This is a genomic window from Leclercia sp. CFBP8987, from assembly GCF_034044995.2.
Taxonomy (GTDB): domain Bacteria; phylum Pseudomonadota; class Gammaproteobacteria; order Enterobacterales; family Enterobacteriaceae; genus Enterobacter; species Enterobacter tamurae.
This window is the reverse complement of the sequence record NZ_CM188255.1, coordinates 3,468,814-3,489,612: the sequence shown is the minus strand read 5'-3', so window position 1 is coordinate 3,489,612 and position 20,799 is coordinate 3,468,814. Positions and strand designations below refer to the sequence as shown.

Annotated in this window: 20 protein-coding genes; 13 read left to right on the top strand and 7 right to left on the bottom strand. The window is 57.2% G+C overall.

The genetic code is table 11. The features are described 5' to 3' along the window. Positions 1-42 precede the first annotated feature (42 nt). Entirely contained in the window at positions 43-618 is a 576-nt protein-coding gene (gene nudK / locus SOM40_RS16820; protein ID WP_106994734.1) for a GDP-mannose pyrophosphatase NudK, read from the top strand. Positions 619-742: 124 nt separating this feature from the next. Next, positions 743-1,786: a DUF1176 domain-containing protein gene (locus tag SOM40_RS16815; protein ID WP_320530385.1), complete on the top strand. Its 1,044-nt coding sequence runs from the start codon at positions 743-745 to the stop codon at positions 1,784-1,786. 68 nt (positions 1,787-1,854) lie between these two features. Here the strand turns inward: SOM40_RS16815 and tkt are convergent, their stop codons facing one another. Together tkt and tal are read right to left on the bottom strand one after the other, a co-directional pair. Beyond that, on the bottom strand, positions 1,855-3,843 hold the full coding sequence (gene tkt, locus SOM40_RS16810; protein WP_320530384.1) for a transketolase: 1,989 nt from the start codon (positions 3,841-3,843) through the stop codon (positions 1,855-1,857). A 19-nt stretch (positions 3,844-3,862) separates the two neighbouring features. Continuing rightward, positions 3,863-4,813 carry a transaldolase gene (tal, locus tag SOM40_RS16805; protein ID WP_106994652.1) on the bottom strand — a complete coding sequence of 317 codons (951 nt, stop codon included), beginning with the start codon at positions 4,811-4,813 and terminating at the stop codon, positions 3,863-3,865. 290 nt (positions 4,814-5,103) lie between these two features. Here tal and maeB point away from each other — a divergent pair, with 290 nt between their 5' ends. After that, complete coding sequence (gene maeB / locus SOM40_RS16800) at positions 5,104-7,383, top strand: NADP-dependent oxaloacetate-decarboxylating malate dehydrogenase (RefSeq protein WP_320530383.1); 2,280 nt, start codon at positions 5,104-5,106, stop codon at positions 7,381-7,383. A 103-nt stretch (positions 7,384-7,486) separates the two neighbouring features. Here maeB and hemF read toward each other — a convergent pair whose 3' ends face one another. Together hemF and amiA are read right to left on the bottom strand one after the other, a co-directional pair. Then, entirely contained in the window at positions 7,487-8,386 is a 900-nt protein-coding gene (gene hemF, locus SOM40_RS16795) for an oxygen-dependent coproporphyrinogen oxidase (RefSeq protein ID WP_320530382.1), read from the bottom strand. Next, complete coding sequence (gene amiA / locus SOM40_RS16790; protein WP_106994656.1) at positions 8,386-9,261, bottom strand: N-acetylmuramoyl-L-alanine amidase AmiA; 876 nt, start codon at positions 9,259-9,261, stop codon at positions 8,386-8,388. The genes hemF and amiA overlap by 1 nt, the downstream gene beginning before the upstream one ends. Positions 9,262-9,474: 213 nt before the next feature. On the opposite strand from amiA, the gene SOM40_RS16785 reads away from it, so the two are divergent. The 10 genes from SOM40_RS16785 to pdxK all read left to right on the top strand — a co-directional run bounded on the left by SOM40_RS16785 (position 9,475) and on the right by pdxK (position 17,819). Then, the gene (locus tag SOM40_RS16785) at positions 9,475-9,900 is read left to right on the top strand and encodes a GNAT family acetyltransferase (RefSeq protein ID WP_106994657.1); all 426 of its coding nucleotides are present in this window, start codon (positions 9,475-9,477) and stop codon (positions 9,898-9,900) included. Next, a complete protein-coding gene (locus SOM40_RS16780) occupies positions 9,887-10,336 on the top strand; it encodes a DUF2919 domain-containing protein (RefSeq protein ID WP_106994658.1) in 450 nt (149 codons plus the stop codon). Before SOM40_RS16785 ends, SOM40_RS16780 begins: the two co-directional genes overlap by 14 nt. A gap of 62 nt (positions 10,337-10,398) precedes the next feature. Continuing rightward, entirely contained in the window at positions 10,399-10,974 is a 576-nt protein-coding gene (locus SOM40_RS16775) for an RpoE-regulated lipoprotein (RefSeq protein ID WP_312191340.1), read from the top strand. Between the two features lie 93 nt (positions 10,975-11,067). Continuing rightward, positions 11,068-11,967, top strand: coding sequence for a Dyp-type peroxidase (locus tag SOM40_RS16770; protein WP_166183274.1), 900 nt, complete (start codon positions 11,068-11,070; stop codon positions 11,965-11,967). 175 nt (positions 11,968-12,142) lie between these two features. Further along, entirely contained in the window at positions 12,143-13,159 is a 1,017-nt protein-coding gene (locus tag SOM40_RS16765) for a sulfate ABC transporter substrate-binding protein (protein WP_106994661.1), read from the top strand. Beyond that, complete coding sequence (cysT, locus tag SOM40_RS16760; protein WP_106994662.1) at positions 13,159-13,992, top strand: sulfate/thiosulfate ABC transporter permease CysT; 834 nt, start codon at positions 13,159-13,161, stop codon at positions 13,990-13,992. Before SOM40_RS16765 ends, cysT begins: the two co-directional genes overlap by 1 nt. After that, positions 13,992-14,867, top strand: a complete 876-nt coding sequence (cysW, locus tag SOM40_RS16755) for a sulfate/thiosulfate ABC transporter permease CysW (RefSeq protein WP_106994663.1) — start codon at positions 13,992-13,994, stop codon at positions 14,865-14,867. The genes cysT and cysW overlap by 1 nt, the downstream gene beginning before the upstream one ends. Further along, a complete protein-coding gene (gene cysA, locus SOM40_RS16750; RefSeq protein ID WP_320530381.1) occupies positions 14,857-15,951 on the top strand; it encodes a sulfate/thiosulfate ABC transporter ATP-binding protein CysA in 1,095 nt (364 codons plus the stop codon). The genes cysW and cysA overlap by 11 nt, the downstream gene beginning before the upstream one ends. A 114-nt stretch (positions 15,952-16,065) precedes the next feature. After that, positions 16,066-16,977: a cysteine synthase CysM gene (cysM, locus tag SOM40_RS16745; protein ID WP_106994666.1), complete on the top strand. Its 912-nt coding sequence runs from the start codon at positions 16,066-16,068 to the stop codon at positions 16,975-16,977. Positions 16,978-16,982: 5 nt separating this feature from the next. Then, on the top strand, positions 16,983-17,819 hold the full coding sequence (pdxK, locus tag SOM40_RS16740) for a pyridoxine/pyridoxal/pyridoxamine kinase (protein WP_320530380.1): 837 nt from the start codon (positions 16,983-16,985) through the stop codon (positions 17,817-17,819). 48 nt (positions 17,820-17,867) lie between these two features. On the opposite strand, the gene crr is transcribed toward pdxK, so the two are convergent. From crr to ptsH, 3 genes are read right to left on the bottom strand one after another with little or no spacing between them, the layout of a single operon-like run. Continuing rightward, positions 17,868-18,371 (bottom strand): PTS glucose transporter subunit IIA, encoded by a 504-nt coding sequence (gene crr / locus SOM40_RS16735; RefSeq protein WP_032612978.1) that lies wholly within the window; start codon positions 18,369-18,371, stop codon positions 17,868-17,870. 43 nt (positions 18,372-18,414) lie between these two features. Beyond that, the gene (ptsI, locus tag SOM40_RS16730; RefSeq protein ID WP_320530379.1) at positions 18,415-20,142 is read right to left on the bottom strand and encodes a phosphoenolpyruvate-protein phosphotransferase PtsI; all 1,728 of its coding nucleotides are present in this window, start codon (positions 20,140-20,142) and stop codon (positions 18,415-18,417) included. 45 nt (positions 20,143-20,187) lie between these two features. After that, positions 20,188-20,445 carry a phosphocarrier protein Hpr gene (ptsH, locus tag SOM40_RS16725; RefSeq protein ID WP_000487600.1) on the bottom strand — a complete coding sequence of 86 codons (258 nt, stop codon included), beginning with the start codon at positions 20,443-20,445 and terminating at the stop codon, positions 20,188-20,190. Positions 20,446-20,799: the final 354 nt, after the last annotated feature.

Sequence of the window (20,799 nt, the reverse complement as noted above, 5' to 3'; positions counted from 1 at the left end):
TCACAGCGTAAAATGACTCCCATGACGCGCAACGGAGCCCGTATAACCTTGAAAATTGAACTGATTAAAGACAAGTGCCTCTCGGATAACTATTTCATTCTGCGCAACCTGACCTACGATCTGACGCGGCGTAACGGCGAAGTGGTGCGCCACAAACGTGAAGTGTACGATCGCGGTAACGGCGCCACGGTCCTGCTCTATAACCCTGCGAAGCAGAGCGTGGTGCTGATCCGCCAGTTCCGTATCGCCACCTGGGTGAATGGCAATCCCGACGGACGCTTAATTGAAACCTGCGCCGGGCTGCTCGATAACGATGAGCCGGAAGTCTGCATTCGCAAAGAGGCGATTGAAGAGACCGGGTTTATTGTCGGTGAGGCGCGTAAGGTGTTTGAGCTGTACATGTCCCCCGGTGGGGTGACGGAAATCGTCCATTTCTTCGTGGCGGAATACAGCGATGCCCAGCGTGCGGGCAAGGGCGGCGGCATCGAAGACGAAGAGATCGAGGTCCTGGAGCTGCCCTTTAGCGAGGCGCTATTGATGGTACAATCGGGTGAAATACGGGACGGCAAAACGGTGATACTCTTACAGTATTTGCGCAGTTCTGGGTTAATGGATTGATCTTATTATCCTTAATAAGATGTATTTTATATAAATCTATCCGATAAATCCGATTGAGTAAGCCCGGCCTGAGCAGGAAGATACGGTCTGTTTGTCAGTTTTTGCTTCCGGGATCCTGCTATTCATGCGTCACAGCCTTTTTCTTATCTTTATGCTCAGCGTGCTGCCCGCATCTCTGGTTCAGGCGGCACCTGCTCAGCAGTCGTTTACTGACTGGCAGGTGACCTGCAACAACCAGAACTTTTGCATTGCGCGCAATACCGGTGAGCATAACGGGCTGGTGATGACCCTGAGCCGCAGCGCCGGGGCGAAAACCGATGCGGTGCTGCGTATCGATCTCGGTGGGCTGGCGACAATCGATCCCAAAGCGCCCGCCATCGCGCCTCGCTTGCAGCTCGACGGCGAGCCGCTGCAGCTTGCTCCCCCGCACTGGCAGGTTACCTCCTGGCGTCTGACTACCGATCATACCGCCACCATTACCGCCTTGCTGGCCACCCTTCAGCAAAAAAAGGCCATCACCCTCGCGGATGGCAAGCAGGTTATCTCCCTTGATGGACTGAAAGAGGCGCTGCAGTTTATTGACGCCCAGCAGAAGCGTGGCGGGAGTGAAACCGCGTGGATCAACAAAGGCGCGCAGCCGCCGCTGAGCGTCCCGCCCGCACCGGCCCTGAAAGAGGTGGCGGTGGTCAACCCGACCCCCACACCTTTGACCCGTGAGGAGCGCAGCGATCTTACCGACTATGGCACCTGGCGCATCAACAGCAGCCAGTGTTCTCTCGATCCGACGCGTCGTGAAGTGCGGGTCACCGCCTTAACCGATGACAAAGCGCTGTTGATCGTCAGCTGCGAGGCCGGAGCGTATAACACCGTCGATCTGGCCTGGCTGGTGTCGCGCAAAAAGCCGTTTGCTTCCCATCTGGTGCGCCTGCGCCTGCCGTTTGTGCCGTCGAGCGATAGCAGCGAGATGGAGTTAATGAATGCCAGTTTCGATGAGAAGAGCCGCGAGCTGACCACCCTGGCTTTAGGGCGCGGGATTGCTGACTGCGGGATCCAGACGCGCTGGCGCTTTACCGGCCAGCGTTTCCGTCTGGTGCGTTACGCCGAAGAGCCGAGCTGCGATAACTGGCATGGACCCGACTCCTGGCCGACGTTGTGGATTACAAGGTAAAAGCAAAACGGCAACCATTCGGTTGCCGTTTGTAGGCCCGGCAAGCGTAGCGCCGCCGGGCAAAGCACTTACAGCAAGGCCTGCGCCTTCTCCACCACGTTCTCCACGGTGAAGCCGAAGAACGGGAACAGCTTGTCGGCAGGCGCCGATTCACCATACCCGGTCATCCCGACAATCTTCCCTTTCAGCCCGACATACTTGTACCAGTAGTCCGCGATACCCGCCTCGACCGCGACACGCGCCGTCACGTCAGAAGGCAGCACCGACTCACGATACGCTTCATCCTGGGCATCAAAGATATCCGTTGAAGGCAGGGACACTACCCGTACCGCATGACCTTCAGCGGTCAGCTTCTCCGCCGCCTTAACGGTGATCTCCATTTCCGACCCGGTAGCAATCAGAATCACATCTGGCTTGCCGCCGCTGTCTTTCAGGATATAGCCCCCGCGGGCGATATTTTTCACCTGCTCCGGCGTGCGCTCAATCTGCGCCAGGTTCTGGCGAGAGAGGATCAGCGCCGTCGGGCCATTATGGCGCTCCACCGCCAGCTTCCAGCCCACAGCGGCTTCGACCTGATCGCATGGCCGCCAGGTGCTGAAGTTTGGCGTCAGACGCAGGCTGGCGAGCTGCTCCACTGCCTGGTGGGTCGGACCATCTTCTCCCAGCCCGATGGAGTCGTGGGTGTAGACCATGATCTGCCGGGCCTTCATCAGCGCCGCCATACGCGCGGCGTTACGCGCATACTCGACAAACATCAGGAAGGTGGCGGTGTAAGGCACAAATCCGCCGTGATGGGCGATACCGTTGGCAATGGCGGTCATACCGAACTCGCGCACCCCGTAGTGAATGTAGTTCCCGGCCAGATCTTCTTTGAGTGAGGTTGAGCCCGACCAGATGGTCAGGTTACTCGGGGCCAGATCCGCTGAGCCGCCCAGCAGCTCCGGCAGGATCGGGCCAATGGCGTTGAGGGTGTTCTGCGAGGCCTTACGGGTGGCGATCTTCGCCGGGTTGGCCTGCAGATCCTCGATCAGTGCCTGGGTGGTCTCTTCCCAGTTCTCCGGCAGGCCGCCGCTCATGCGACGACTGAACTCGGCCGCCAGTTCCGGATGGGCTTTCTGGTAGGCGGCAAATTTGTCGTTCCAGGCCGCCTGCGCTTTTTCGCCCTCCTCACGGGCATCCCAGGCTTTGTAGATCTCTTTAGGGATCTCAAAGGCCGGGTATTTCCAGCCCAGCTTCTGACGGGTCAGGGCCACTTCTTCTTCCCCCAGCGCCGCGCCGTGTGACTCCTCTTTGCCGGCTTTGTTCGGGGAGCCAAATCCGATGACCGTACGACAGATAATCAGCGACGGTTTATCGGTCACGCTTTGCGCTTCCTGAATGGCCGCTTTTAGCGCCTCGGGATCGTGGCCGTCAATCTCGTGCACCACGTGCCAGTGATAGGCTTCAAAGCGTTTTGCCGTGTCGTCAGTGAACCAGCCCTCGGTCTCGCCGTCGATGGAGATGCCGTTGTGATCGTAGAAGCCAATCAGCTTGCCCAGCCCCAGGGTGCCCGCCAGGGAGCAGACCTCGTGGGAGATCCCCTCCATCAGACAGCCATCACCCATAAACACATAAGTGTTGTGGTCGACAATCTCATGTCCCGGCTGGTTAAACTGCGCCGCCAGCGTGCGCTCAGCAATCGCCAGCCCGACCGCATTCGCCAGCCCCTGACCCAGCGGGCCGGTGGTTGTCTCCACCCCAGGGGTATAACCCAGCTCCGGGTGACCCGGGGTTTTCGAGTGCAGCTGGCGGAAGTTTTTCAGCTCCTCCAGCGGCAGGTTATAGCCGGAGAGGTGCAGCAGGCTGTAAAGCAGCATCGAGGCGTGACCGTTAGAGAGAATAAAGCGGTCGCGGTCGTACCACGTTGGATCGTTGGGGTTATGCTTCAGGAAATCATTCCACAATACTTCAGCGATATCGGCCATGCCCATTGGTGCGCCTGGATGACCGGAATTGGCTTTTTGCACGGCATCCATGCTGAGGGCGCGAATGGCATTGGCTAACTCTTTACGGGACATAGTTCACTCCATGGCAAGGTTACAGTTTGGCGGCGAGCAGATCTTCGAGTTTGCGTTGGTCGACCGCGAAAAGACGGATCCCTTCTGACAGCTTATCGACCGCCATGGCGTCCTGATTATGCTCCCAGCGGAATTCGGCTTCAGTCATCGGTTTTGGTTTTGGCAGTACCGTTGAGGACGGTACCAGGCGGCGGATCACCGACTCCTCTTTATCCTGCAATTCCTGCAGCAGGTTAGGGGAGATGGTCAGGCGGTCACAGCCGGTGAGGGCGAGGATCTGCTCGGTGCGGCGGAAGCTGGCGCCCATCACGATGGTTTCGTAGCGGTGTTGCTTATAGTAATCGTAGATATTGCGAACGGACTTCACGCCCGGATCTTCTTCTACCACGTAGGGGTCCATCGGCTGGCGTGCCTGATACCAGTCATAAATACGCCCGACGAACGGTGACACCAGGAACACCCCGGCTTCGGCGCAGGCGCGAGCCTGAGCAAAGGAGAACAGCAGCGTCAGGTTGCAGTTAATCCCCTCTTTCTCCAGCACCTCGGCGGCGCGGATCCCCTCCCAGGTGGAGGCCAGTTTGATCAGAATGCGCGATTTCTCGACGTCCTGCTCTTCGTAGAGCTGCACCAGACGCCGCGCTTTGGCGATGCTTTTCTCCTGGTCAAAGGAGAGGCGTGCGTCCACTTCAGTAGAGACCCGTCCCGGGATGCTTTTCAGAATTTCGCTACCAATATTGACCGCCAGCTTATCGCTGGCCTCAGCGACCTGTTGCTCTTTGGTTTTGCCGCGTCCTTTACCGTACGCAATCGCATCGTCAATCAGGTGCGAGAAGTGCGACAGCCCGGCGGCTTTCAGCAGCAGCGACGGGTTGGTGGTCGCATCCTGTGGCTGGTAATGGCGGATGGATTCGATATCCCCACTGTCAGCCACGACCGTGGTGAATTGTTTGATGCCGTCTAGTTGGTTCATAAATAATTACTCCTTGGAAATAAAAGAGTTGGTGGAGTGTGTTAGATCACACTTCTGCGAAATTCGCGATGTACTTAACAAAAAAGCATAGCAGACGGACATGGTCTTGCTTTGATGGGCAGGTAACATGATTGTTATAAATTGATAACAATTTTTGTTTTTTGATGATGAGAGTTTGGCAGCCTTCAAAGTTTGAACGGCGGGCAGCAGCGATACTATCCGCCACCCAGGGTGAACTCCGACCATAACAACATCACCCATTTTGAACGATACGTGAAAGGAACCTTACAATGGACGAGCAGTTAAGACAGAGTGCCCTCGATTTTCATGAATTCCCCGTTCCCGGTAAAATTCAGGTCTCCCCAACCAAACCCCTCGCGACCCAGCGCGACCTGGCATTAGCCTACTCCCCGGGCGTGGCCGCGCCCTGTCTCGAAATCGAAAAAGATCCGCTGGCGGCCTACAAATACACCGCCCGTGGCAACCTGGTGGCGGTGATCTCCAACGGCACCGCGGTGCTGGGGCTGGGCAATATCGGGGCGCTGGCCGGTAAACCGGTAATGGAAGGCAAGGGCGTACTGTTCAAGAAATTCGCCGGTATCGACGTGTTTGATATTGAAGTGGATGAACTCGATCCGGACAAATTCATCAACGTGGTGGCAGCGCTGGAGCCGACCTTTGGCGGCATCAACCTCGAAGATATCAAAGCCCCGGAATGTTTCTACATCGAGCAGAAGCTGCGCGAGCGGATGAACATTCCGGTGTTCCACGACGATCAGCACGGGACAGCGATCATCAGCACCGCCGCTATCCTCAACGGCCTGCGGGTGGTGGAGAAAAACCTCTCTGACGTGCGCATGGTGGTCTCCGGCGCGGGCGCGGCAGCCATTGCCTGTATGAACCTGCTGGTGGCGCTGGGGATGCAGAAGCACAACATCGTGGTCTGCGACTCAAAAGGCGTTATTTACAAAGGCCGCGAGGCCAATATGGCCGAAACCAAAGCCGCCTACGCCGTGGACGACGACGGCAAGCGTAGCCTGGCGGAGGTGATGGACGGGGCGGATATCTTCCTCGGCTGCTCGGGCCCGAAAGTGCTGAACGAAGAGATGGTGATGAAGATGGCGCGCGCGCCGCTGATCCTCGCCCTGGCAAACCCGGAGCCGGAGATCCTGCCGCCGCTGGCGAAAGCGGTCCGCCCGGATGCCATCATCTGTACCGGCCGTTCCGATTACCCGAACCAGGTCAACAACGTCCTCTGCTTCCCGTTCATCTTCCGCGGGGCGCTGGACGTCGGCGCCACTGCCATTAACGAAGAGATGAAGCTGGCGGCGGTGCACGCCATTGCCGAGCTGGCCCACGCCGAGCAGAGCGAAGTGGTGGCCTCGGCCTATGGCGATCAGGATCTGAGCTTTGGCCCGGACTACATCATTCCGAAACCGTTCGATCCGCGTCTGATTGTTAAAATCGCCCCGGCTGTCGCTAAAGCGGCGATGGACTCCGGCGTGGCGACACGCCCGATTCAGGATTTCGATGCTTACGTCGATAAGCTGACCGAGTTCGTCTACAAAACCAATCTGTTTATGAAGCCCATCTTCTCCCAGGCGCGCACCGACGCAAAACGCGTGGTGATGGCGGAAGGGGAGGAGGCGCGCGTCCTGCACGCTACCCAGGAGCTGATCACTTTAGGTCTGGCGAAGCCGATCCTGATTGGCCGTCCGAGCGTGATCGAGATGCGTATCCAGAAGCTGGGGCTGCAGATCAAGCCGGGCGTGGACTTTGAGATCGTCAACAACGAATCCGATCCGCGCTTCAAGGAGTACTGGAGCGAGTATTACGCCATCATGAAGCGCCGGGGGATCACCCAGGAGCAGGCCCAGCGGGCGGTGATCAGCAACACCACGGTGATCGGGGCGATCATGGTTCATCGCGGCGAAGCCGACGCGCTGATCTGCGGCACCATTGGCGACTATCACGAGCACTTCAGCGTGGTGCAGGAGATCTTCGGCTATCGCGAAGGGGTTCATACTGCCGGGGCGATGAACGCCCTGCTGCTGCCAAGCGGTAACACCTTTATTGCCGATACCTACGTCAACGACGATCCGACCCCGGAGCAGCTGGCGGAGATCACGGTAATGGCGGCGGAAACGGTGCGTCGCTTCGGTATCGAGCCGAAAGTAGCCCTGCTGTCGCACTCCAACTTTGGCTCCTCCAAATCGGCGGCGGCCTGTAAGATGCGTCAGACCCTGGATCTGGTGCGCGAGCGCGCGCCGGAGCTGATGATTGACGGGGAGATGCACGGCGATGCCGCGCTGGTGGAGAGCATCCGTAACGAGCGGATGCCGGACAGCCCGCTGAAAGGCTCAGCCAACGTGCTGATTATGCCGAACGTCGAAGCGGCGCGTATCAGCTATAACCTGCTGCGCGTCTCCAGTTCGGAAGGGGTGACCGTCGGGCCGGTACTGATGGGCGTGGCGAAACCGGTGCACGTGTTAACCCCGATTGCCTCGGTGCGTCGGATTGTGAATATGGTGGCGCTGGCGGTGGTAGAGGCGCAGACCCAGCCGCTGTAAGGGGGCTTCCCCTCACCCCGGCCCTCTCCCCAGAGGGGCGAGGGTGAAAAGACGGCTCCGTGCGGTTCCCTCTCCCCTTTGGGGAGAGGGTTAGGGTGAGGGGTTAAATCCAGTCCCGAACCTGAATAAACTCACTTAGGGCAGCCTCGTGGCTGCCTTCTTTTGGATCAAAGTTGTACTCCCAGCGCACCAGCGGCGGCATCGACATCAGAATCGACTCCGTGCGTCCGCCGGTCTGCAGGCCGAACAGCGTGCCGCGGTCCCACACCAGATTGAACTCCACGTAACGCCCTCGACGATAGAGCTGGAACTCGCGCTCGCGCACGCCGTAATCGTGGTTTTTCCGCCGCTCGACAATTGGCAGGTAGGCGTCGGTATAGCCGTTACCCACCGCCTGCATAAAGCTGAAGGCGGTATCAAAATCCGGGGTATTCAGATCGTCAAAGAACAGGCCGCCAATTCCGCGCTGCTCGTCACGGTGCTTCAGGTAAAAATAGTCGTCGCACCACTTTTTGTATTTCGGGTAGATATCTTCACCAAAGGGCTGGCACAGGTCGTGCGCGGTCTGATGCCAGTGGACAGCGTCTTCCTCAAAGCCGTAGAAGGGGGTTAAGTCGAAGCCGCCGCCAAACCACCACACCGGATCGGCACCCGGTTTTTCGGCGATAAAAAAGCGCACGTTGGCATGGCTGGTGGGCACGAAGGGGTTATGCGGATGCACCACCAGTGAGACGCCCATCGCTTCAAAGCTGCGGCCCGCCAGCTCCGGGCGGTGCGCGGTGGCCGAGGCGGGCATGGCATCGCCGTGCACGTGGGAGAAGTTGACCCCGGCCTGCTCGAACACGCCGCCGTTACGCAGCACGCGGCTGCGCCCGCCGCCGCCAGCTTCGCGCTGCCACTCATCCTGCTGAAATTCACCGCCATCGACGGCGCTCAGTTTCTGGCAAATTTCATCCTGCAACTGGAGCAGGAAGGTTTTGACCAGCTGTGCATTGGGTTTCATTAACGTTTCCTGGAGTGCGCTTTCTGGTTATCGAACCAGTTGAAGTAACTGATGATCCCGGAGGCGATGGCGTTGGCGATCTTCTGGCGAAACGCCGTGGTGCCCAGCAGTCGCTCTTCTTCCGGGTTGGTGATGAAGGAGGTCTCCACCAGCACGGAGGGAATCGACGGGGATTTCAGCACCACAAACGCCGCCTGCTCGGTGCCTTTGCTGTGCAGACGGTGCACCGGCTTAATCTTCTTCAGAATATGCGAGCCGAGGGTGAGGCTGTTCTTGATGGTGTCGGTTTGCACCAGGTCAAACAGCACCTGCTGGAGCAGATGATCTTTGTCGGTGGTTTTCTTTCCGGCCACTTCATCCGCACGGTTTTCACGGTCGGAGAGGTATTTTGCCATGGCACTACTGGCGCCACGATTGGAAAGGGCAAATACCGAAGCACCCGCCGCCGATGGGTTAGTAAAGCCGTCCGCGTGAATCGACATAAACAGATCCGCGCCGTGCTTGTGGGCGATCTCCACGCGGTCGTACAACGGAATAAAGGTGTCGCCGGAGCGGGTCAGGCGGGCGTCAATGCCGTTGCTGCGTAAAATTGACCGGACGTTTTTTGCAATCGCCAGTACAACATGTTTTTCTTTAGAGCCGTTACGGCCAATGGCGCCGGTATCGATGCCGCCGTGACCCGGATCCAGTACCACCACGCGTTTTCCGCCGCTTTTTTTGGCTTTGGGTTTACTGTGGCCGTTGCTGGTTTTAAGCGTGCTCTCGTCTTTTGCCTGAGCCTGCCTGGCGATGCCCGTTAACGTCAATGCCGCCAGCCCCGCTTTAAGAACCTGACGACGCGATGTGAGTGTTTTTAAGGGTTTGAATGTGCTCATGCGGCCTGAAGTGTAAAAAATGAGTGTCCTGGTGTTATATCGTATCGTCTTTTCCGTTACGACAGTCCGTGTGGTGAATTGTTTTACTTTTCATTTCAATACGTGACAAAGTGCCATTATGCCAAATTTCCTGACCTTTTTCGCTGGATATTGGCGAAAGAGGGCGTTCGCGTCATAATCACTGTTTTTGAACCCAAAAAGGCGGTTAATACCATGGAGATACGCGTTTTTCGCCAGGCAGACTTCGAAGAGGTGATCACCCTTTGGGAGCGCTGCGATCTACTGCGGCCCTGGAACGATCCGGAGATGGACATTGAGCGTAAGCTCAATCATGACGTCAGTCTGTTTCTGGTCGCGGAAGTGAATGGTGAAGTGGTGGGCACGGTGATGGGCGGCTACGACGGGCATCGCGGCTCGGCCTACTACCTGGGCGTTCACCCGGAGTTTCGCGGGCGTGGCATTGCCAACGCGCTGCTCAATCGTCTGGAGAAGAAACTGATTGCCCGCGGCTGCCCCAAAATTCAGATTATGGTGCGTGAAGATAATGACATGGTGCTGGGCATGTACGAGCGCCTCAACTATGAACATGCCGACGTGCTGACCCTGGGAAAACGCCTGATAGAAGATGAAGAGTATTGATTTTCACCCTGGCGACTATGACAGCCACGGCCGGGTTCGCCTGCCGTTTCTGTTCTGGTGCGTGCTGCTCCTCCAGGCGCGCACCTGGGTGTTGTTCGTGCTGGCCGGTGCCTCCCGCGATCAGGGCAACACGCTGCTGAACCTGTTTTATCCCGATCATGATAACTTCTGGCTCGGACTGCTGCCGGGGATCCCGGCGGTGCTGGCCTTTTTACTCAGCGGGCGGCGTCATCTGATGCCGCGTATCTGGCGCGCGCTGCGCTGGCTGTTAATCCTCGCCCAGGTGGTGCTGCTGGGCTGGCAACCCCTGCTGTGGCTGAAGGGGGAAGCGCTAAGCGGCATCGGCATTGCCCTGCTGGTGGCCGATATCGTGGCGCTGCTGTGGCTGGTGACCCATCCCCGTTTACGCGCCTGTTTTACGCCCGAGAAAGATTAAACGGCACTTTTTAGCGATGCTGCACTCCAACAAGCGTTAGATTAACCAGAAAGGAACTCCCGATGAAATCGTTGCGTTTACTGTTATGCGCGCTCCCCGTTGTCCTGACGGGCTGTTCAACGCTCTCCGCCGTGAACTGGTCTGCGGCTTATCCCTGGAACTGGTTCGGCTCATCTACCGAAGTGACCGAACAGGGCGTGGGCAATATCACTGCCGCCACGGCGCTGGAACAGAGCGCTATCGAATCGGCGTTAGGCGGTGATTACCGTCTGCGCAGCGGCATGAGAACGCAAAACGGCACCATCGTGCACTACTTCGAAGCGCTGAAAGATGACCAGCTGGCGCTGGTGATTAACGGTGATAAATCCACTGTCGGGCGCATTGAGGTGCTGGACAGCGAAATCGAAACCGACACTGGGGTGAAAATCGGTACCCCGTTCAGCGACCTGTATCAGAAAGCCTACGGCAACTGCGTAAGCGTGCCTGGCGATGACAGCGTGGCGGTGGAGTGTAAGGCCGACGGCAGCCAGCATATCAGCTATCAGTTCAGCGGAACCTGGAACGGCCCGGACGGATTAATGCCTGCTGATGACACGCTGAAGAACTGGAAAATCAGCAAAATTATCTGGCAGCAGTAAATTGCGCCTGGACAAGCCGCCTCGCTGAAAAAGCGGGTATAATCGCCGCCATCTATGCCACGACGTCGTGGCATCTTTTTTTCAGGAGGAGCGATGTCTCAGGTTCAGAGTGGCATTTTGCCAGAACATTGCCGCGCGGCGATTTGGATCGAAGCCAGTGTTAAAGGGGATATCGATGCCCTGCGTGCGGCCAGCAAAATTTTCGTTGATAAACTGGCCACCTTCCAGGCCAAATTTCCGGATGCCCACTGCGGCGCGGTAGTGGCGTTCGGCCACAACGTCTGGCGTCAGCTGAGCGGTGGGGAAGGGGCTGAAGAGCTGAAAGACTTTGTCCCTTACGGCAAAGGTCTGGCTCCGGCCACCCAGTACGACGTGTTGATCCATATTCTCTCCCTGCGTCACGACCTGAACTTCTCCATTGCCCAGGCCGCGATCGCCGCGTTTGGCGACTGCGTTGAGGTTAAAGAAGAGACCCACGGTTTCCGTTGGGTGGAAGATCGCGATCTGAGCGGCTTCGTAGACGGCACTGAGAACCCGGCAGGGGATGAGACGCGTCGTGAAGTGGCGGTAATCAAAGAGGGCGTGGACGCGGGCGGCAGCTACGTGTTCGTCCAGCGCTGGGAGCACAACCTCAAGCAGCTTAACCGCATGAGCGTGCCGGACCAGGAGATGATGATTGGCCGTACCAAAGAGGCCAATGAAGAGATCGACGGCGACGATCGCCCGGCGACCTCCCACCTGAGCCGTGTGGATCTGAAAGAGAATGGCAAAGGACTGAAAATTGTCCGCCAGAGCCTGCCGTACGGCACCGCCAGCGGGACGCACGGCCTCTACTTCTGCGCCTACTGCGCGCGTCTGTACAACATCGAACAGCAGCTGCTGAGCATGTTTGGCGATACCGACGGCAAGCGTGACGCCATGCTGCGCTTCACCAGGCCGGTGACCGGCGGTTACTACTTCGCCCCCTCTGTTGAGCGTCTGCTGGCGCTGTAAAAGTACTGTTCTTCTGTAGGCCGGGTGAGCGCTAGCGCCACCCGGCATTTCCCCCGCACCCTTATTCCCTTTTCTGCTTGCAAATCACCAAACGGTATATAAAACCGTTACTCCTTTAGTACTCGTTATAAATATGATGACCCTAAGAAAATCATCACAACGTTTAGGGTGCGCAATGGCCGTTACTGTACTGAAAAAAGGATCTCTGGTGCTGGCAGCTTCAGTGTTGCTGGTCGCTCAGGCGCAGGCAACCGAACTGCTGAACAGCTCTTATGATGTCTCCCGCGAGCTGTTTGCCGCCCTCAACCCGCCGTTTGAACAGCAGTGGGCGAAAGACAATAACGGCGACAAGCTGACCATCAAACAGTCTCACGCCGGTTCGTCCAAACAGGCGCTGGCGATCCTGCAGGGGCTGAAAGCGGATGTGGTGACCTACAACCAGGTGACCGACGTGCAGATCCTGCACGACAAGGGCAAGCTGATCCCGGCCGACTGGCAGAGCCGTCTGCCGAACAACAGCTCACCGTTCTACTCCACCATGGGCTTCCTGGTGCGTAAGGGCAACCCGAAGAATATCCACGACTGGAACGACCTCGTACGTTCTGACGTGAAGCTGATTTTCCCGAACCCGAAAACCTCCGGCAACGCCCGCTATACCTATCTGGCTGCCTGGGGTGCTGCGGACAAAGCTGACGGCGGCGATAAAGCCAAAACCGAACAGTTCATGACGCAGTTCCTGAAAAACGTCGAAGTGTTTGATACCGGCGGTCGCGGCGCGACGACCACCTTCGCAGAACGCGGTCTGGGCGATGTGCTGATCAGCTTTGAGTCGGAAGTGAACAACATCCGCAAACAGTACGAAGCCCAGGGCTTCGAAGTGGTGATCCCGAAGACCAACATTCTGGCGGAGTTCCCGGTGGCGTGGGTGGATAAAAACGTCGAAGCCAACGGGACAGAGAAGGCGGCGAAAGCCTATCTCAACTATCTCTACAGCCCGCAGGCGCAGACCGTGATCACCGATTACTACTATCGCGTGAACAACCCGGACGTGATGAACAAACTGAAGGACAAATTCCCGCAGACCGACCTGTTCCGCGTGGAAGACCATTTTGGCGCCTGGCCTGAGGTGATGAAAACGCATTTCGTCAGCGGCGGTGAGTTAGACAAACTGTTGGCGGCGGGGCGTAAGTAATGTTTGCAGTCTCTACCAGACGTGTGCTGCCGGGCTTTACCTTAAGCCTCGGGACCAGCCTGCTGTTCGTCTGTCTGATTTTGTTATTACCGCTCAGTGCGCTGGTGGTCCAGCTCTCTGAGATGAGCTGGTCCCAGTACTGGGAAGTGATCAGTAACCCGCAGGTGGTGGCGGCCTATAAGGTGACGCTGCTGTCGGCGTTTGTGGCCTCAATTTTCAACGGTGTGTTCGGCCTGCTGATGGCGTGGATTTTAACCCGCTACCGCTTCCCGGGCCGCACGCTGCTGGATGCGCTAATGGATCTGCCGTTTGCGCTGCCTACCGCGGTGGCCGGTTTAACCCTCGCCTCGCTGTTCTCGGTGAACGGCTTTTACGGTGAGTGGCTGGCGAAGTTTGATATCAAGGTGACCTATACCTGGCTCGGCATTGCGGTGGCGATGGCCTTTACCAGTATCCCGTTTGTGGTGCGAACCGTGCAGCCGGTGCTGGAGGAGTTAGGTCCGGAATATGAAGAAGCGGCCGAAACCCTGGGCGCGACGCGCTGGCAGAGTTTCCGCAAAGTGGTTATGCCGGAGCTCTCTCCGGCGCTGGTGGCCGGTGTCGCACTGTCGTTTACCCGCAGCCTCGGCGAGTTCGGCGCGGTGATCTTTATCGCCGGTAACATCGCGTGGAAAACCGAAGTCACCTCGCTGATGATTTTTGTTCGTTTGCAGGAGTTTGATTACCCGGCGGCGAGTGCCATCGCCTCGGTGATCCTCGCGGCCTCGCTGCTGCTGCTGTTCTCGATTAACACTCTGCAAAGTCGCTTTGGTCGACGCGTGGTAGGTCACTGATGGCGGAAATCACTCAATTGAAACGCTACGACGCCCCCCGCATTAACTGGGGAAAATGGCTGCTGATTGGTACCGGCGTGCTGGTATCGGCCTTCATTCTGGTTGTGCCGACGGTGTACATCTTTGTCCAGGCGTTCAGCAAAGGCATCATGCCCGCGCTGCAAAACCTGGCCGACCCGGACATGCTGCACGCCATCTGGCTGACGGTAATGATTGCCTTGATTACCGTGCCGGTGAACCTGGTGTTTGGCATCCTGCTGGCCTGGCTGGTAACGCGCTTTGACTTCCCGGGCCGCCAGCTCCTGTTGACCCTGCTGGATATCCCGTTTGCGGTCTCGCCGGTGGTGGCCGGTCTGGTATATCTGCTGTTCTACGGCTCCAACGGCCCGCTGGGCGGCTGGCTGGATGAACATAACTTACAGATTATGTTCGCCTGGCCGGGCATGGTGCTGGTGACGGTCTTTGTGACCTGTCCGTTTGTGGTGCGCGAGCTGGTGCCGGTGATGCTGAGTCAGGGCAGTCATGAAGACGAAGCGGCGATTTTACTTGGCGCGTCCGGCTGGCAGATGTTCCGCCGCGTGACGCTGCCGAACATCCGCTGGGCGTTGCTGTATGGTGTGGTGCTGACCAACGCCCGCGCCATTGGCGAGTTTGGCGCGGTGTCGGTGGTGTCCGGCTCGATCCGCGGCGAAACCCTGTCGCTGCCGTTACAAATTGAATTGCTACAGCAGGACTACAACACCGTCGGTTCCTTTACCGCCGCAGCCCTGCTGACGCTGATGGCTATTTTGACCCTGTTTTTAAAGAGTATGGTGCAGTGGCGTTTAGAGAATCAGGCCAAACGCCAGCATCAGGAGGGAAATCATGAGCATTGAGATTGCCAATATTAAGAAGTCCTTTGGTCGCACCCAGGTGCTGAACGATATCTCGCTGGATATCCCTTCCGGACAAATGGTGGCGTTGTTGGGGCCGTCTGGCTCCGGTAAAACCACGCTGCTGCGTATTATCGCCGGTCTGGAGCACCAGACCAGCGGGCACATCCGTTTCCACGGTACCGACGTCAGCCGCCAGCATGCGCGCGATCGTAAGGTGGGCTTTGTGTTCCAGCATTACGCCCTGTTCCGCCATATGACGGTGTTCGACAACATCGCCTTCGGCCTGACGGTACTGCCGCGTCGCGAGCGTCCCAATGCCGCCACTATCAAGGCGAAAGTGACCAAACTGCTGGAGATGGTGCAACTGGCCCATCTGGCAGACCGTTATCCGGCCCAGCTTTCCGGCGGGCAGAAACAGCGCGTGGCGCTGGCTCGCGCCCTGGCGGTTGAGCCGCAGATCCTGCTGCTGGATGAACCTTTCGGCGCGCTGGATGCCCAGGTGCGTAAAGAGCTGCGCCGCTGGCTGCGTCAGCTGCATGAAGAGCTGAAATTTACCAGCGTCTTCGTGACCCACGATCAGGAAGAGGCGATGGAAGTGGCCGACCGGGTGGTGGTGATGAGCCAGGGGAATATCGAGCAGGTCGATGAGCCAGAACAGCTCTGGCGTGAACCGGCCACCCGCTTTGTACTCGAATTTATGGGCGAAGTGAACCGCCTGCACGGCACGGTTCGCGGCGGTCAGTTCCACGTCGGTGCCCATCGCTGGCCGCTGGGTTACACCCCTGGCTATCAGGGCCCGGTAGATCTGTTCCTGCGCCCGTGGGAAGTTGACGTCAGCCGTCGCACCAGCCTCGATTCGCCGCTGCCGGTGCAGGTGCTGGAGGCCAGTCCGAAAGGTCACTACACCCAGTTAGTGGTACAGCCGTTGGGCTGGTATGACGAACCGCTGACGGTGGTGATGCGCGACGAGGAGCCGCCATACCGCGGCGAACGGCTGTTTGTCGGCCTGCAACATGCGCGCATTTATCACGATAAGGATCGCATCGAGACGCGGGGAGATCTTGCTCTGGCGGAATCTGCCTGATAGGTTATTGACCATGTTTATCGCCCGGTGGCGCTACGCTTACCGGGCCTACAAAAGCACGGATGTAGGCCGGGTAAGCGATGCGCCACCCGGCTTTTTTATTGAGTAAAAATCGTGAATACACTCGAACAAACCATCGGCAACACCCCTCTGATCAAACTGCAGCGCATGGGGCCGGACAACGGCAGCGAAATCTGGATCAAACTGGAAGGCAATAACCCGGCGGGGTCGGTCAAAGACCGTGCGGCGCTGTCGATGATTGTCGAGGCGGAAAAGCGCGGTGAAATTAAACCCGGCGATGTGCTGATTGAGGCCACCAGCGGGAATACCGGCATCGCACTGGCGATGATTGCCGCCCTCAAAGGCTATCGCATGAAGCTGCTGATGCCAGACAACATGAGCCAGGAGCGGCGTGCTGCGATGCTGGCCTATGGCGCCGAGCTTATTCTGGTCAGCAAAGAGCAGGGGATGGAAGGGGCCCGCGACCTGGCGCTGGAGATGGCGAACCGCGGCGAAGGCAAACTGCTCGATCAGTTCAACAACCCCGATAACCCTTACGCACACTACACGACGACCGGCCCGGAGATCTGGCAGCAGACCGCAGGCCGCATCACCCATTTCGTCTCCAGTATGGGCACCACCGGCACCATCACCGGGGTATCCCGTTTTCTGCGCGAGCAGGAAAAGGCAGTCACCATTGTCGGCCTGCAGCCCGAAGAGGGCAGCAGCATTCCGGGCATTCGCCGCTGGCCTGCGGAGTACATGCCGGGTATTTTTAATGCCTCGCTTGTGGACCAGGTGCTGGATATTCATCAGCGCGAGGCGGAAAATACCATGCGTGAACTGGCCGTGCGCGAAGGGGTCTTCTGCGGCGTCAGTTCTGGCGGCGCGGTAGCCGGCGCCCTGCGGGTAGCAGCGGCAACGCCGGGGGCAGTGGTGGTGGCGATCATCTGCGATCGCGGCGATCGCTACCTCTCTACCGGCGTGTTTGGTGAGGAGAGCTATGCGCAGGGCGCAGGGATCTAAAGGCTATGGAAATGATTTTATTCCGGGACAACTCCCGGGCGCAGCAGACCGATATTGTGGCGGTGCAGTCCCAGGTGGTGTACGGCAGCGTCGGTAACAGCATTGCGGTGCCCAACATTCGCCAGCATCACCTCAACGTGACGGCGATCCCGACGGTGCTGTTCAGCAATACCCCGCATTACGACACCTTCTACGGCGGGGTGATCCCCGACGAGTGGTTCAGCGGCTATCTGAAAGCGCTGGGCGAGCGCGACGTGCTGCGCGAGTTGAAGGCGGTTACTACCGGCTATATGGGCAGCGCCAGCCAGATTGCCCTGCTGGCGGAGTGGCTGCGTGTGGTAAAGGCGCAGCATCCCGATGTTCTGATCCTGGTAGACCCGGTGATTGGTGACACCGACAGCGGCACCTACGTCAAACCGGAGATCCCGAAAGCCTACCGTCAGCACCTGCTGCCGCTGGCGCAGGGAATTACCCCAAACGTCTACGAGCTGGAAGTGCTCAGCGGCACATCGTGTCGGGACAACGCCAGCGCCATTGCCGCTGCCAGAGGGCTGCTATCCGATACTCTGCAGTGGGTGGCAATCACCAGTGCGCCGGTTGCCGGTGATGCTGACAGCATCCACGTAGTTTTAGTCTCCCACGATAACGTGACGGTCAGCGCTCACCCGCGCATCAAAGCCGATCTGAAAGGCACCGGGGATCTGTTCTGTTCTGAACTGGTCAGCGCGCTGGTGCAGAACGAGAGCGTGGCTGCGGCGATAAGCCGGGCAGGGGACAGGGTAACGCAGGTGATGCAGCACACCCAGGAGAAGGGGTACGACGAGCTGGTTCTCCCGGCCTGACAAACAAAAATGGCGCCCGAAGGCGCCATTTTTCTGTGCGGCAAGAAGTTACTTCTTGATGCGGATAACCGGGGTTTCACCCACGGTAACGCTGCCGGACAGTTTGATCAGTTCTTTGATTTCGTCCATGTTGGAGATAACAACCGGAGTCAGGGTAGACTTGGCTTTCTCTTCCAGCAGTGGCAGATCGAATTCAATAACCGGGTCGCCAACTTTAACGCGCTGGCCTTCTTCAGCGATACGCTTGAAGCCTTCGCCTTTCAGCTCGACGGTGTCGATACCGAAGTGAACGAACAGCTCAATACCGCTATCAGATTCGATAGAAAATGCGTGGTTGGTTTCAAAAATCTTACCGATGGTACCATCAACCGGCGCAACCATTTTGTTACCGGTCGGTTTGATAGCAATGCCATCACCAACAATTTTCTCTGCAAACACGACATCCGGCACGTCTTCGATGTTGACGATTTCACCAGACAGCGGAGCAACAATCTCAATAGTTCCGGTGTCGCTGTTGCCTTTGTCACCGAACAGTTTACTAAATAACCCCATTAGCCATCTCTCCTAAGCAGTAAATTGGGCCGCATCTCGTGGATTAGCAGATTGTTTTTTCTTCAATGAACTTGTTAACCAGCGTCATTAACTCGTCCGTTGTCGGTTGAGCAAGAGCCTGCTCTGCTAATACCTTCGCATCTTCGAAGTTCGTGTTACGGATGATCTTCTTAATGCGCGGGATGGAAATGGCGCTCATAGAGAACTCGTCCAGACCCATACCCAGCAACAGAAGTGTAGCACGTTCATCGCCTGCAAGCTCACCACACATACCAGTCCATTTGCCTTCGGCATGAGAAGCATCAATAACTTGCTTGATAAGCGTCAGCACGGACGGTGACATTGGCTGGTAAAGATGTGAAATCATATCATTACCACGGTCAACTGCCAGGGTGTACTGGGTTAAATCGTTGGTACCAATACTAAAGAAATCGACTTCTTTCGCTAAATGACGGGCAATCGTTGCCGCGGCTGGGGTTTCCACCATCACGCCGACTTCGATAGCTTCGTCGAATGCTTTACCTTCGTCGCGCAGTTCCTGTTTGTAGATTTCGATCTCTTTCTTCAGTGCACGCACTTCTTCAACAGAGATGATCATCGGGAACATGATGCGCAGTTTACCGAAAGCGGAAGCACGCAGGATGGCACGAACCTGGTCGCGCAGGATCTCTTTACGATCCATGGCGATACGCACCGCACGCCAGCCCAGGAACGGGTTCTCTTCTTTCGGGAAGTTCATGTACGGCAGCTCTTTGTCGCCACCGATGTCCATGGTACGGACGATAACCGCCTGTGAGCCACACGCTTCAGCTACCGCTTTGTAAGCAGCAAACTGCTCTTCTTCGGTTGGCAGGGCGTCACGGTCCATGAACAGGAATTCAGTACGGTACAGGCCTACACCTTCCGCGCCGTTGCGCTCAGCGCCATCAACGTCACGCACGGTACCGATGTTGGCACAAACTTCAACCTGATGACCGTCCAGCGTGATCGCCGGCAGATCTTTCAGTTTTGCCAGTTCGGCTTTCTCGGTGGCAACCTGTTCCTGAACGGCACGCAGCTCTTCGATTTGCTCGTTGGTTGGGTTGACGTAAACCAGATTGTTTACGGCATCCAGAATCAGATAGTCGTCGTTTTTAACCTGCGCGGTCACGCTACCGGTACCCACGATGGCTGGCAGTTCCAGAGAACGCGCCATGATAGAGGTGTGGGAGGTACGGCCGCCAGCGTCAGTGATGAAACCCAGCACCTTGTTCAGGTTCAGCTGTGCGGTTTCTGACGGGGTCAGGTCAGCAGCAACCAGGATCACTTCGTCCTGAATCGCGCTCAGATCGATGATGGCCAGGCCGAGGATGTTGCGCAGCAGGCGCTTACCGATATCACGCACGTCAGCCGCACGCTCTTTCAGGTATTCATCGTCCAGCTCTTCGAGAGCAGTCGCCTGACCTTCGATAATCTCATGCGCAGCGGCATCCGCTGTCATGTTCTTATCTTTAATCAGGGCTATGATTTCCTGCTCCAGCTCCTCATCTTCGAGCAACATGATGTGGCCTTCGAAGATGGCTTCTTTTTCTTCACCGAAAGTTTCGCCAGCTTTAGTCTTGATCGCTTCCAGTTGCGCAGATGCCTTTGCACGACCACTCAGAAAACGTTCAACTTCCTGACTAACCTTGTCGGCAGAAATTTTTTTCCGGTCGATGACGATCTCGTCTTCCTTCAGCAGCAGTGCTTTGCCGAAAGCGATACCCGGGGATGCTAAAATGCCTGAAATCATAACCCTACCTTACTTGTGACTGATTTTTACAAAGAACCCGGATACTTACTCGAGCTCAGCCATCAGTTTTACCAGATGCTCAACTGCTTTCTGCTCGTCTTCGCCTTCTGCGGAGATGGTCACAACGGTACCCTGAGTCAGGCCCAGAGTCTGCAGTTTGAACAGGCTTTTTGCGCTGGCGCTTTTGCCGTTGGAAGTCACAGTGATCTCAGAAGTGAAGCCTTTTGCTTCTTTAACAAACTGAGCAGCAGGGCGGGTGTGCAGACCGTTCGGAGCGGTAATGGTAACTTCTTGCTGGAACATTGTATTTCCCCAACTTATTGGTTTAGTGTTGTGGAACTAAAGTCTAGCCTGGCGGCAGGACTTTAGCCTGTATTGTTAGCACCGGCTTAACGGCACGAGGCACAGATGTGTCAAACGTATTCCGGTACTGGCATGTCAGGCTGCTGACGTCTCGTTCGACATTAAACATTATGCCGCGAAAGCAAGACTTGAACCAAATCATAAAATCGATTCAGCAGCGGGAATTCGTGTATCGATTAATTTCGAGCTTCAAAATAATTGTCAGCTTAAATACCAGAGCTAACAGGGTGAAGCAATGCCAGACGAGATAAAACTTTGAAGCAGGCCACAAAAAAGCACCCGGATGGGTGCTTT